Annotated in this window: 12 protein-coding genes; 3 read left to right on the plus strand and 9 right to left on the minus strand. The window is 60.9% G+C overall.

Translation table 11 applies throughout. The features are described 5' to 3' along the window. Positions 1–100: 100 nt before the first annotated feature. Together HX881_RS15185 and HX881_RS15190 are read left to right on the plus strand one after the other, a co-directional pair. On the plus strand, positions 101–517 hold the full coding sequence (locus HX881_RS15185) for an OsmC family protein (protein ID WP_017127981.1): 417 nt from the start codon (positions 101–103) through the stop codon (positions 515–517). Between the two features lie 59 nt (positions 518–576). Further along, a complete protein-coding gene (locus HX881_RS15190) occupies positions 577–1440 on the plus strand; it encodes a pirin family protein (RefSeq protein WP_177085254.1) in 864 nt (287 codons plus the stop codon). Between the two features lie 474 nt (positions 1441–1914). Here the strand turns inward: HX881_RS15190 and HX881_RS15195 are convergent, their stop codons facing one another. The 4 genes from HX881_RS15195 to HX881_RS15210 all read right to left on the minus strand — a co-directional run bounded on the left by HX881_RS15195 (position 1915) and on the right by HX881_RS15210 (position 5631). Beyond that, positions 1915–2643, minus strand: coding sequence for a dienelactone hydrolase family protein (locus HX881_RS15195; protein ID WP_177085256.1), 729 nt, complete (start codon positions 2641–2643; stop codon positions 1915–1917). Between the two features lie 65 nt (positions 2644–2708). Beyond that, the gene (htpG, locus tag HX881_RS15200) at positions 2709–4613 is read right to left on the minus strand and encodes a molecular chaperone HtpG (RefSeq protein ID WP_042936275.1); all 1905 of its coding nucleotides are present in this window, start codon (positions 4611–4613) and stop codon (positions 2709–2711) included. A gap of 89 nt (positions 4614–4702) precedes the next feature. Beyond that, complete coding sequence (locus HX881_RS15205) at positions 4703–5158, minus strand: PaaI family thioesterase (RefSeq protein WP_177085258.1); 456 nt, start codon at positions 5156–5158, stop codon at positions 4703–4705. Further along, on the minus strand, positions 5155–5631 hold the full coding sequence (locus tag HX881_RS15210) for a PaaI family thioesterase (protein WP_177085260.1): 477 nt from the start codon (positions 5629–5631) through the stop codon (positions 5155–5157). The genes HX881_RS15205 and HX881_RS15210 overlap by 4 nt, the downstream gene beginning before the upstream one ends. Before the next feature lie 163 nt (positions 5632–5794). Here HX881_RS15210 and HX881_RS15215 point away from each other — a divergent pair, with 163 nt between their 5' ends. After that, on the plus strand, positions 5795–6040 hold the full coding sequence (locus HX881_RS15215; RefSeq protein ID WP_017127975.1) for a hypothetical protein: 246 nt from the start codon (positions 5795–5797) through the stop codon (positions 6038–6040). A 243-nt stretch (positions 6041–6283) separates the two neighbouring features. Here HX881_RS15215 and brnQ read toward each other — a convergent pair whose 3' ends face one another. From brnQ to odhB, 5 genes are all read right to left on the minus strand, one after another. Then, complete coding sequence (brnQ, locus tag HX881_RS15220; RefSeq protein ID WP_177085263.1) at positions 6284–7597, minus strand: branched-chain amino acid transport system II carrier protein; 1314 nt, start codon at positions 7595–7597, stop codon at positions 6284–6286. A 418-nt stretch (positions 7598–8015) separates the two neighbouring features. Further along, positions 8016–8897, minus strand: a complete 882-nt coding sequence (gene sucD / locus HX881_RS15225; protein ID WP_017127973.1) for a succinate--CoA ligase subunit alpha — start codon at positions 8895–8897, stop codon at positions 8016–8018. After that, entirely contained in the window at positions 8897–10063 is a 1167-nt protein-coding gene (sucC, locus tag HX881_RS15230) for an ADP-forming succinate--CoA ligase subunit beta (protein WP_017127972.1), read from the minus strand. Before sucC ends, sucD begins: the two co-directional genes overlap by 1 nt. A 197-nt stretch (positions 10064–10260) precedes the next feature. Beyond that, on the minus strand, positions 10261–11697 hold the full coding sequence (lpdA, locus tag HX881_RS15235; protein ID WP_177085265.1) for a dihydrolipoyl dehydrogenase: 1437 nt from the start codon (positions 11695–11697) through the stop codon (positions 10261–10263). A gap of 113 nt (positions 11698–11810) precedes the next feature. Continuing rightward, positions 11811–13031 carry a 2-oxoglutarate dehydrogenase complex dihydrolipoyllysine-residue succinyltransferase gene (gene odhB, locus HX881_RS15240; RefSeq protein WP_177085267.1) on the minus strand — a complete coding sequence of 407 codons (1221 nt, stop codon included), beginning with the start codon at positions 13029–13031 and terminating at the stop codon, positions 11811–11813. Positions 13032–13037 lie beyond the last annotated feature (6 nt).

A 13037-nucleotide genomic window follows, 5' to 3' on the forward strand; every position in this document is an offset into this window, starting at 1 on the left:
CACGAGGGCGCGCGGACGCGAAAAAAGCTGAACACCGCCCCGGTGGAGTGTTCTATAAGGTTCAGGGTCTTTTCCCGTCACTCTCTGCCTGAGGTATGTCATGACCATCACCATCAACACCGAATCGAGCGAAGGTTTTCTTCACAGCGTGCAGATCGATGATCACCAGTTGTTCGCCGATGTGCCCAGAACCGCCGGTGGCGAGGGCTCCGCGCCGGAACCCCACGACTACTTCGACGCGGCCCTGGGTGCATGCAAGGCCCTGACCCTGAAGCTCTACGCGCAGAAGAAAGGCATCCCGCTGACCGGCGTCACGGTCGAGGTCAAGCGCGACAATAGCCAGGAGCAGAAGGGCAAATACGGCCTGCTGGTCAAGCTCACCCTCAAGGGCGTGCTGAGCGATGCCCAGCGCGATGAACTGCACAAGGTCGCCGACCGCTGCCCGATCCACAAATTGATGACCACCAGCGAAGTCAGCATCGAAACCCTGCTGTCCGAAGGCGCCTTCAGTCAGTAACGGCAGCGGCGAAAAAGCGGGTTATGCTCTGCGCATTGCCCGCCGAGCCTGGAAGCCCCATGAACACACCGTTGGTGATTCGTCCTCGCGCCGAGGATGTCGAAGGTCAACCGATCCTGCGTCCCCTGCCCTCGGCCCAGTGCCGCAGCGTCGGGCCTTTCGTGTTTTTCGACCATATGCTGGAAACCCGCTATCCACCGGGCAGCGGCATGAATATCCGGCAGCACCCGCATATCGGCCTGTCGACCCTGACCTACCTGTTCGAAGGCGAACTGCTGCACAAGGACAGCCTCGGTTCCGAGCAGCGGGTAGGCCCCGGCGAAGTCAGCTGGATGACCGCCGGCAGCGCCATTGCCCACGTCGAGCGGACGCCGGCCGAACTGATGGCCAGCGGTTCCGCCCTGCATGGCCTGCAGGTCTGGCTGGCATCGCCCAGGGAGCATGAACAGGGACCGGGGCACTACAGCCATCACCCCGCCGCCAGCCTGCCCACCAGCGACAACCTGGGGGTAAGGATCCGCCTGATCGCCGGCAGCGGCTTCTGTCTGACGTCACCCGTGCCGGTGCTGTCGCCCACGGTCTATGCCGAGGTGTGGATGGACACGGCAACCACCCTGCTGATCCCCGATGAACACGAGGAACGGGCGTTGTATGTGCTGGACGGCGAGGTCGAGCTGGACGGTGAGCCGTTAGTGCCGCGCAGCCTGGTGGTGCTGCCGGGCGGGGAAAGTCCCACGCTGTTCGCCGCGGGCGAGTGTCATCTGGTGATGATTGGCGGGGCGCCGCTGGATGGACCACGGCGGATGAACTGGAACTTCGTCGCCAGCGATCCGGCCTTGATCGATCAGGCGCGGGCACGCTGGGCGGCCGGGGACTGGCCGACGGTCCCGGGGGAAAGCGAGCGGATCGCACTGCCGCGGTAGGCCGGGAGACCGCGTTATCGTTCTTCGCGGGCAAGCCCGCTCCCACAGGGACCCCGCCTGGCACGAAATTGTGGGAGCCGACTTGCTGGCGATGGCGTCCGGATGGGCGCCATGGGGCTCAAGGGCCTCATCGCTGGCAAGCCCGCTCCCACAGGGACACCGTCTGGCGCAGAACTGTGGGAGCCGGCTTGCTGGCGATGGCGTCCGGATGGGCGCCGTAGGGCTCAAGGGCCTCATCGCTGGCAAGCCAGCTCCTACAAGGGATCGCGCCGCGATTCAGCGACCAAACACAAAACCCGTGGGAGCCGGCTTGCTGGCGATGGCGTCCGGATGGGCGCCATGGTGCTCAAGGGCCTCATCGCTGGCAAGCCAGCTCCCACAAGGGATCACGCCGCGCCGCGATTCAGTAACCAAACACAAACCCCGTGGGAGCCGGGCTTGCCCGCGAAGAGGTCGTCAGGGCTGTGACAAGAGTCAGCCCTTGAACACTTCTTCCAGCAGGTTATGCATCGAGACGAAGGCGCGGCTGGCGGTCTTCGCGTCGTACATCATCTTGCCCGGTACGTTGGCATGCGGATCGGTGAAGGAGTGCACCGCACCGCCGTAGCTCAACAGTTGCCAATCGACACCGGCGGCGTTCATCTCGTCCTCGAATGCCGGCAGTTGTTCCTTCGGCACCAACGGGTCGGACGCGCCGTGCAGCACCAGGACCGCGCCCTTGATGTTCCGCGCATCCGCCGGGTTCGGCGTATCCAGGGTGCCGTGGAACGACACCGCCGCTTTCAACGGCGCGCCGGTACGGGCCAGTTCCAGCGAGCAGCAACCGCCGAAGCAGAAACCGAAAGTCGCCAGTTTCGACTTGTCGACCGCCGCCAGGCCCTGCCCCTGCAACGCCTCGAACGCCGCCTGCATGCGCTTGCGCAATTCGGCCCGGTCGTTCTTCAGCGGCATCATCGCCGCACCCGCCTCGTCGCCGTTCTGCGGGCGAACCGACTGCCCATAGAGGTCAGCGATCAGCACCACATAACCCTTGGCAGCCACGGCCTCGGCAATCTTTTCCGCGCCGGCGCTGACACCCATCCAGTTGGGTGCCATCAACAGCCCCGGGCGGGCGCCCTGGTGGCTGGCATCGAAGGCCAGGCGACCCTCGTAGGACTGGCCATCAATCTGATAGGCCACAGAACTCACAGTGATTTGGCTCATTGCACACTCCGCAAGGACATCTGGAAATTAAAAAACCCGCCGAAGCGGGTTTTTCTACAGCGTGATCAAACCGACAGTTCAACCAGCAGCTTGTTCAGTCGGCGCACGTAGGCCGCCGGGTCCTTCAAGCTGTCGCCGGCCGCCAGGGCCGCCTGGTCGAGCAGGATATGGGACAGGTCGCCGAAGCGGTCTTCGTCCGGCTCGGCATCGAGCTTCTCGATCAACGGGTGGGTCGGGTTGAATTCGAAGATCGGCTTGGAGTCCGGCACCTTCTGCCCGCTGGCTTCGAGGATCTGGCGCATTTGCAGGCCCAGGTCCTGCTCACCAATGGCCAGGATCGCCGGCGAGTCGGTCAGGCGGTGGGAAACCCGCACTTCGCTGACAGCGTCGCCCAGGGCGGTCTTGAGGCGCTCAACCAGGCCTTCCTTGGTCTTGGCGACTTCCTCGGCAGCCTTCTTGTCCTCTTCCGAGTCCAGGTTGCCCAGGTCCAAGTCACCCCGTGCCACGTCGACAAAGCTCTTGCCGTCGAATTCGTTGAGGTAGCTCATCAGCCACTCGTCGATGCGATCGGTCAGCAGCAGCACTTCGATGCCTTTCTTGCGGAAGACTTCCAGGTGCGGGCTGTTCTTGACCTGGGCGTAGGTTTCGCCGGTCAGGAAGTAGATCTTGTCCTGGCCTTCCTTGGCGCGTGCCAGGTACTCGGCCAGGGACACCACCTGCTCGCCTTCTTCGCCCTGGGTAGAGGCGAAACGCAGCAGGCCGGCGATTTTTTCCTTGTTGGCGAAATCTTCGGCCGGGCCTTCTTTCATGACCTGGCCGAAGTTCTTCCAGAAGCCCTTGTATTGCTCGGGCTCGTTCTTCGCCAGTTTTTCCAGCATGTCGAGGACACGCTTGGTCAGCGCCGATTTCATCGAGTCGATGATCGGGTCTTTCTGCAGGATTTCTCGCGATACGTTCAGGGACAGGTCGTTGGAGTCGACCACGCCCTTGATGAAGCGCAGGTACAGCGGCAGGAAGGACTCGGCCTGGTCCATGACAAAGACGCGCTGGACGTACAGCTTGAGACCTTTCGGTGCCTCGCGCTGGTACAGGTCGAACGGCGCACGGGCCGGCACGTAGAGCAGCGAGCTGTATTCCAGCTTGCCTTCGACCTTGTTGTGGCTCCAGCTCAGCGGGTTCTCATAGTCATGGGCGATGTGCTTGTAGAACTCCTGGTACTCCTCGTCCTTCACCTCGGTGCGCGGACGGGTCCACAGGGCACTGGCACGGTTGACGGTTTCCCATTCCAGCGCCGGTTTCTCTTCGCCTTCGGCGGCCGCGGTTTCTTTCGGCAGTTCGATCGGCAGGGCGATATGGTCGGAGTACTTCTTGATGATATTGCGCAGGCGCCAGCCATCGGCGAACTCGTCTTCACCGGACTTCAGGTGCAGGACGATGCGGGTGCCGCGATCAGCTTTCTCCACGGTGGCGACTTCGAACTCGCCCTCGCCCCTGGAAGACCAGTGCACGCCTTCGCTGGCCGACAGGCCGGCACGGCGGCTGAACACTTCGACCTGGTCGGCGACGATAAAGGCCGAGTAGAAGCCCACGCCGAACTGGCCGATCAGGTGCGAATCCTTCTTCTGGTCGCCCGAGAGGTTCTTCATGAAATCGGCGGTGCCCGACTTGGCGATGGTCCCCAGGTGGGTGATCACATCGTCGCGGCTCATGCCGATACCGTTGTCTTCGAGGGTGACGGTCTTGGCGTCCTTGTCGAAGCTCACGCGGATTTTCAGTTCGGCGCCACCTTCCAGCAACTCAGGCTTGGACAGGGCTTCGAAACGTAATTTGTCGACGGCGTCGGAGGCGTTGGAGATCAATTCGCGAAGGAAGATTTCCTTGTTGGAATACAGCGAATGGATCATGAGGTGCAGCAGTTGCTTCACCTCGGTCTGGAAGCCCAGGGTTTCCTTTTGAGTTTCCACACTCATGGTCATCAAACTCCAATTGGATGGCAGTGGCCGCCCCCCTGAGGGTTGGCGGCGGGTTGTCATCAAAGTTGGGGGCTATGGTGGGGATTTCAAGTGCTGGGGAGTGTTTCCTCGATCTTGAAGTGGGCCCGGGCGGTGGCAATCGGCTCGGCCTCGGTGCTCTGCCAGGCGGTAATGGCGACATTCGCCACCCGTCGGCCCTGGCGACATACCTGGCATTTGGCATAGGTATCGCGAAACTGCCCGGCACGCAGGTAGTCGAGGGAGAAGTCGATGACCTTGGGCACCCCGGGCGAACCGGTGAAGACCAGCAGGTGCAGGGCGGCCGCCAGTTCCATGAAGCCGGCGATGACACCACCATGGATCGCCGGCAACAAAGGGTTACCAATATTGTCCTTGTTCGCCGGCAGGCGGAACAGCAACTCGTCCCCCAAGCGGGAGCATTCGATGCCGATCAGCTTGGCGTAGGGAATCCGTTGCAGGAGCTGGCCATAGTCGCCTTGCTGGTGTGCCTGCTGGAGCAGGTCCTTGAAGTCGTTGCTCATGCCGCTCCTCCGTTGATCGAGCCACCGAAGCGCTGGCTGCCCTTGATACCCTTGCCCATGCGCATGAAGGTCCCGACCACATGGGCGATGGGGTTTGCCGGATCATCCTGGTAGGCAACACCGCGGGCAAAAATGATGTCGCGGGTGACCCGGTAGCATTCGGCGAAGCCATAGACGTCCTGGCCCGGCTGCGCGGGGTGCATGTAGTCGATCCGCAGGTCGAGGGTCGGACAGACTTCGAACTCGGGCAGGACGCACAGGGTCGCCATGCCACAGGCGGTGTCCATCAGCGACGTCAGGGCACCGCCATGGATCACGCCGCTCTGGGGATCACCGACGATCTGCGGGCTGTAGGGCAGGATCAAGGTCAATCCACGGGTATCGGCACTGTGCAGGGACAGGCCGAGAACCTGGCAATGCCGCAGTGCACCGAGAAAACGCGTGGCGCGCTCAAAAACGGGGTTCTCACTCATGGAATGAACATCTCATATCAATATCGGCGACGATAAAATCTGCACAATTGGTAAAAGTTCCGCACCGGGAATAGTTATATATCTTTGCAAATCAAGGAACTTAACCCTTGGGCTCGGGTTCGAAAGGCCAGTAGTAACTATTTCCACAAAGGAGCAATACCCCATGCGTAAGACTTTAGCTATTGCCTTGATGCTGACCGCTTCTCTGGGTCTCGCTGCCTGCGATAAAAAATCAGAGGACAAAGCTCAAGACGCAAACCAGCACGCCGAGCAAGCTCAGCAAAAAATGAACGAAGCCCAGGATAAGGTGAACGACGCGGCGAAGGAAAACGCCGAAGCTGCCAAAGCTCAGGCTGAATCCAACAAGGCGGCTGCCGAAGAGGCCAATAAAGAAGCCACCGGTTCTTGAGTCATTGGAGTTTCTTCCTTTGCGGAAGAACTCAGGTTGCAAAAGAAAGCCCGCCTTGTGCGGGCTTTACTTTGTCCGTCGGCTAACTTTCCTACAGATTATTCCAATATCCTGGGATGCAACTACTGAAGTCCTGTGGATAACAGTCCACCGGGACAAGAAGCAAAGCAAAAGCCCCCGGTCGTTATCCGACACGGGGGCTTTTTTCACTTATCCACAACCCGTTCGTGACGGGCGCAGACCTCAGGCCAGCGCTTCGCTGCGTTTTCCGAGCAGACGGTCAATCACCACGACCACCACCAGCATGATCACCGAAGGCACCAGCCAGGCCAGCCCCTGCTCGCTCAGCGGCAGGTGGGACAGTTGCGTCGGCATCCAGTCGGCCAGGCCCGCACCCTTCAGCGCATCGACCATCCCGAACAGGAACGACACCAGCATCACCGGCCCGACGATACGTCCCTGAGCGTGCCAGAACGACTGGCAGAAGCTCAGCGCCACCAGGGCGATGCAGGGCGGATAGATCGCCGTCAGCACCGGAATCGAGAACGCGATCAGCTTGGTCAGCCCCAGATTCGACACCAGCAGCGAAAACGCCGCCAGGATGATCACCAGGGTCTTGTACGACAGCGGCAGCACCCGGCTGAAGTACTCGGCACAGGCACAGGTCAGGCCGACTGCCGTCACCAGGCAGGCCAGGGAAATCAGCACCGCCAGGAAACCGCTGCCCAGGGAGCCGAAGGTGTGTTGCACGTAGGCATGCAACACCGCCGCCCCGTTGGTGGCACCGACCGCCACTTCATGGCTGCCCGAGCCCAGGCGGAACAGGCTGATATACACCAGCGCCAGGCCGACACCGGCGATCAGACCGGCGATGATCGCGTAGCGGGTGATCAACCGTGGCGACTCGACACCGCGCGAGCGGATGGCGTTGACGATGACGATGCCGAACACCAGGGCACCGAGGGTATCCATGGTCAGGTAGCCATTGATAAAGCCCTGGGAAAACGGCGCGGCCACGTATTCAGGCGTGGCGGTACCGATATCCCCCGCCGGCAGGGCAAACGCCGCGATGCCCAGGACCGCCAGGGCAATGATCTTCAACGGGGCGAGAAAGCGCCCGACGGTATCCAGCAGGCGCCCCGGGTAGAGGGAGATGAAGAACACCAGCAGGAAATACACCGAACTGTAGAGGAACAGCGCCAGCGGGCTTTCACCGGTCAAGGGCGCCAGGCCGACTTCAAAGGACACGGTCGCGGTACGTGGCGTGGCGAACAACGGGCCAACCGCCAGGTAGCAGACCGCGGCCAGCAGGCCACCGGCAAGCTTGCCGATCGGGCTGCTCAAGGCGTCCATGGCGCCGCCGACCTTGGCCAGGGCAACGACAGTGACGACCGGCAGGCCAACCGCGGTAATCAGGAAACCCAGCGCCGCCATCCAGACATGGGGTCCGGACTGCAGGCCGACGATGGGGGGGAAGATGATGTTACCGGCCCCGACGAACAGGGCAAAGGTCATAAAACCAAGTGCCAGGATGTCCTGGCCTTTCAACACTTTCATTTAAGGAAATACCACACTGCTGAATCGGAATTTAGAGAGGGATTTCCCGTGGGGTGGGGGAAATGCTGTCGACCCGTTTGAGGTTGACCCGTTTAGCGCGCCGCTCCCTTTTGGGGAGCAAACGCAAAATGGCTGCCAGACTAACGAATTTGCGCGGCAAACGCACTGTTAGAGGGCATGTTGTCCGATAAGCGACACTTCACTGTCGCGTTTTCGTATGAAATCGGTACAGCCTGTAGTGACACCTTCGCGGGCAAGCCCGCTCCCACAGTGTCCGCGTCGTACACCTGGAATCTGTGGGAGCGGGCTTGCCCGCGAAGAGGCCAGCACAAACGACACAGGCCTTTCCCCTACCCACAAAGCACAAAGGCCACCCGAAGGTGGCCTTTGCTGGTGGAGCGTCAGCTAAGCGCGAGGCTTACTTGACAGCCCAACCGGTCAGCTCGGCCAGGGCCTTGCCGATGTCTGCCAGCGAACGCACGGTTTTCACGCCTGCGTCTTGCAGAGCAGCGAACTTCTCGTCTGCAGTGCCTTTGCCGCCAGAGATGATTGCGCCAGCATGGCCCATGCGCTTGCCCGGAGGAGCAGTCACACCAGCGATGTAGGAAACAACCGGCTTGGTCACGTGAGCCTTGATGTAGGCAGCCGCTTCTTCTTCAGCCGAACCGCCGATCTCGCCGATCATGACGATCGCTTCGGTCTTCGGGTCTTCCTGGAACAGCTTCAGGATGTCGATGAAGTTCGAACCCGGGATCGGGTCACCGCCGATGCCGACGCAGGTCGACTGACCGAAACCGGCGTCAGTGGTCTGCTTCACAGCTTCGTAGGTCAGGGTGCCGGAACGGGAAACGATACCGACCTTGCCTGGCAAGTGAATGTGACCTGGCATGATGCCGATCTTGCATTCGCCTGGAGTGATCACGCCTGGGCAGTTAGGGCCGATCAGGATCACGCCCAGTTCGTCGCACTTGACCTTGGCGTCCAGCATGTCCAGGGTAGGAATGCCTTCGGTGATGCAGACGATCAGCTTGATGCCGCCGAATGCCGCTTCCAGGATCGAGTCCTTGCAGAAAGGAGCCGGAACGTAGATCACGCTGGCGGTGGCGCCAGTGGCTGCTACAGCGTCTTTCACGGTGTTGAACACTGGCAGGCCCAGGTGCTCGGTGCCGCCTTTGCCCGGTGTTACGCCACCGACCATCTTGGTGCCGTATTCGATGGCTTGCTGGGTGTGGAAACTACCTTGCGAACCGGTAATACCCTGGCAGATAACTTTGGTGTCTTTATTGATCAGGACGCTCATTATTTGCCCTCCGCAGCTTTGACAACTTGTTGAGCAGCGTCGGTCAGGCTGGTAGCAGCGATGATATTCAAGCCGCTTTCTGCCAGTACTTTAGCGCCCAGTTCAGCGTTGTTGCCTTCAAGGCGCACAACAACCGGGATTTTCACGCCGACTTCTTTCACTGCACCGATGATGCCTTCGGCAATCATGTCGCAACGAACGATGCCGCCGAAGATGTTGACCAGTACTGCAGCGACGTTGGTGTCGGACAGGATGATCTTGAACGCTTCGGTTACGCGTTCCTTGGTAGCACCACCGCCCACGTCGAGGAAGTTGGCTGGCTTGCCGCCATGCAGGTTGACGATGTCCATGGTACCCATGGCCAGGCCGGCACCGTTGACCATGCAGCCGATGTTGCCTTCCAGGGCCACGTAGTTCAGTTCGAACTTGGCAGCGTGCGCTTCGCGCGGATCGTCCTGGGACGGATCGTGGAAGGTTTTCAGCTTAGGCTGACGGTACATGGCGTTGGCGTCGATGTTGATCTTGGCATCGAGGCAATGCAGATCGCCGTCGGCCTTGATCACCAGCGGGTTCACTTCCAGCAGTGCCAGGTCGTGATCCTTGAACAGCTTGGCCAGGCCAACGAAGATCTTGGCGAACTGGGCAACCTGCTTGCCTTCCAGACCCAGCTGGAATGCCAGCTCGCGACCCTGGAATGGCTGAGCGCCAACCAGTGGATCGATAGTGGCCTTGAGGATTTTCTCAGGGGTGTCGTGAGCGATTTTCTCGATGTCCACGCCACCTTCGGTGGAAGCCATGAACACGATGCGACGGCTCGAACGGTCAACGACAGCGCCCAGGTACAGCTCTTTAGCGATATCAGTGCACGATTCAACCAGGATCTTGGTGACAGGCTGGCCATTGGCGTCAGTCTGATAGGTCACCAGACGCTTGCCCAGCCACTGCTGTGCGAAGGCCTTAGCGTCTTCTTTGCTGCGAACCAGCTTGACGCCGCCCGCTTTACCGCGACCACCGGCGTGAACCTGGGCTTTTACAACCCACTCGGAACCACCGATCTTGTCGCAAGCTTCTGCTGCTTCTTCCGGGGTGTCTACCGCGTAGCCTTTGGATACTGGCAGGCCGTATTCAGCGAACAGCTGCTTACCCTGATACTCGTGAAGATTCATGCTTTTTACCGTCTTCGTTAGGTACTGCGCGTTCGGTGCTGCACTGATTGCAGTGCCGCACCACCTGTGACTGCTGCTTGCGTCGTTATCCGGTCGCCCGGCGAAACAACGCAAGACTGCGTCCAGCGGATGTTCCGCGGTGAGTCTTGCGCGCAAGGCTCACGACGGGCGATCCGCCGTGGTTTCTTATTATTCGCTTAGCGTTTTTTCTTGTTGGCAATGTGGATGGCGCCGCCATTCACTGCCAATGCCGCTTCGTGCAACGCTTCGGACAGGGTCGGATGGGAGAAGACCATCATGCCCAGGTCTTCGGCGCTGGTGCCGAATTCCATACCGATTGCGCCTTGCTGTACCAGCTCGGCCGCGCTTGGGCCAATCACGTGGACGCCCAGGACGCGGTCGGTCTTGGCATCAGCGATGACCTTGACGAAACCACCGGTATCGTTGGCTGCCATGGCACGGCCACTGGCGGCAAACGGGAAGGTGCCGACGTTAACTTCAACGCCTTCAGCTTTCAAGGCCTGTTCGGTTTTACCGACCCACGCGATTTCCGGGTGTGTGTAGATAACCGACGGGATCAGGTCGTAGTTCATCTGGGCCTTGTGGCCCTTGATGCGCTCGACGACCATGATGCCTTCTTCCGAAGCCTTGTGAGCCAGCATCATGCCGCGAACCACGTCACCGATGGCGTAGACGCCTGGAACGGTGGTCGCACAGTGATCGTCGACGTGGATGAAGCCACGCTCGTCGAGGGTCACGCCGCTGTCGGCGGCCAGCAGGTCGGTGGTCACCGGACGACGACCAACGGCTACGATCAGCTTGTCGAAAGTGATGGTCTGTTCGCCATCCTTGTCGGTATAGGTCACGACCACTTCTTCGCCGTTGACCTTGGAGCCGGTCACGCGAGCGCCCAGCTTGATGTCCAGACCTTGTTTGGTCAGGGTTTTCAGCGCTTCCTTGGACACCGCGGTGTCAGCGGCCAGCAGGAACGTGTCCAGGGCTTCCAGGACAGTCACCTGAGCGCCCAGGCGGGACCAGACGGAACCCAGTTCCAGGCCGATCACGCCAGCACCGATCACGCCAAGGCGCTTCGGTACGGCTTGGAATTCCAGGGCGCCGGTCGAATCGACGATCACCTTCTGGTCAACCGGAGCAGGCGGGATGTCGATCGGACGCGAACCTGGAGCCAGGATCACGTTCTCGGCTTCGATGACCTGGACAACGCCATCCGGACCGGTCACTTCGACTTTCTTGCCGGCCAGCAGCTTGCCGTGGCCTTCGATCGAAGTCACGCCGTTGGCCTTGAACAGGGTGGCAACACCGCTGGTCAGACCCTTGACGATGTTGGCCTTGCGACCGACCATCGCCGGGACGTCCATCTTCACGTCACCGGTGGTGATACCGTGGATGGCGAAGGCATCCTTGGCTTCGTGGTACTTCCAGGAGCTGTCCAGCAGCGCCTTGGAGGGAATGCAGCCCACGTTCAGGCAAGTACCGCCGAGGGCCAGCTTGCCCTCTTTGTCCTGGTACTTCTCGATGCAGGCAGTCTTGAGGCCAAGTTGCGCGGCCTTGATGGCGGCTACATAGCCGCCAGGACCCGCGCCGATCACTACCACGTCGAATTTCTGAGTCATGTGTCATTCCTTATCGAATCAAACCGGACGGCCGCTTTTGGCGACCGTCGTGGGACGAAGCTGGTCATTTACACGGCGGGCAAGGCGCCAGGCGCCCTGCCCTTTGGGCAAAATCAGATATCCAGCAGCAAACGAGCCGGGTCTTCCAGCAGGTTCTTGATGGTAACCAGGAAGGTCACAGCTTCTTTACCGTCGATCAAACGGTGATCGTAGGACAGAGCCAGGTACATCATCGGACGGATCACGACCTGACCGTTGATTGCCATCGGACGCTGGATGATGTTGTGCATACCCAGGATCGCCGCTTGTGGCGGGTTGACGATCGGGGTCGACATCATCGAGCCGAATGTACCACCGTTGGTGATGGTGAACGTACCGCCGGTCATTTCGTCGATGGACAGCTTGCCGTCACGGGCCTTCTTGCCGAAGGTGGCGATGCCGCCTTCGATTTCGGCCAGGCTCATCAGTTCGGCGTTACGCAGTACCGGTACCACCAGGCCACGGTCGCTGGAAACGGCGACACCGACGTCGGCGTAGCCGTGGTAGACGATGTCCGCGCCGTCGATCGAGGCGTTGACAGCCGGGAAGCGCTTCAGCGCCTCGGTGGCCGCTTTCACGAAGAACGACATGAAGCCCAGGCGTACGCCGTTGTGGGACTTCTCGAACAGGTCCTTGTACTTCGAACGCAGGGCCATGACTTCGGTCATGTCGACTTCGTTGAAGGTGGTCAGCATCGCCATGTTCGACTGGGCTTCGACCAGACGCTTGGCCACGGTGGCACGTACGCGGGTCATCGGTACACGCTTCTCGGTGCGGTCGCCGGCGGCGAACACAGGAGCAGCGGCAGCCGGGGCGGCAGCCTTGGCCGGAGCAGCAGCCGGAGCGGCTTTCTTCGCGGCGACGGCAGCGACCACGTCTTCCTTGGTCACACGACCACCCTTGCCGGTGCCGGCAACGGAAGCGATGTTGATGCCGTTTTCTTCAGCCAGCTTGCGCGCGGCCGGAGCAGCAACCGGATCGTCTTCACCACCGGCGGCAGCCGGGGCAGCAGCTTGGGCGGCGGCAGGCGCGGCAGCCGGAGCAGCGGCGGCAGCACCGCCCTCTTCGATGGAGCCCAGTACCTGTGCGGAAAGAACGGTGTCGCCTTCGTTGGCAACGATAGCGCCCAGAACGCCGTCGGCTTCAGCCAGGACTTCCAGTACCACCTTGTCGGTCTCGATGTCGACGATCAGGTCGTCGCGCTTGACCGCATCGCCCGGCTGCTTGTGCCAGGTGGCAACGGTGCCATCGGCAACCGATTCCGGAAATTGGGGGGCTTTGATCTCGATAGCCATTATCTG

The organism is Pseudomonas gingeri (assembly GCF_013386115.1).
Taxonomy (GTDB): Bacteria; Pseudomonadota; Gammaproteobacteria; order Pseudomonadales; family Pseudomonadaceae; genus Aquipseudomonas; species Aquipseudomonas gingeri.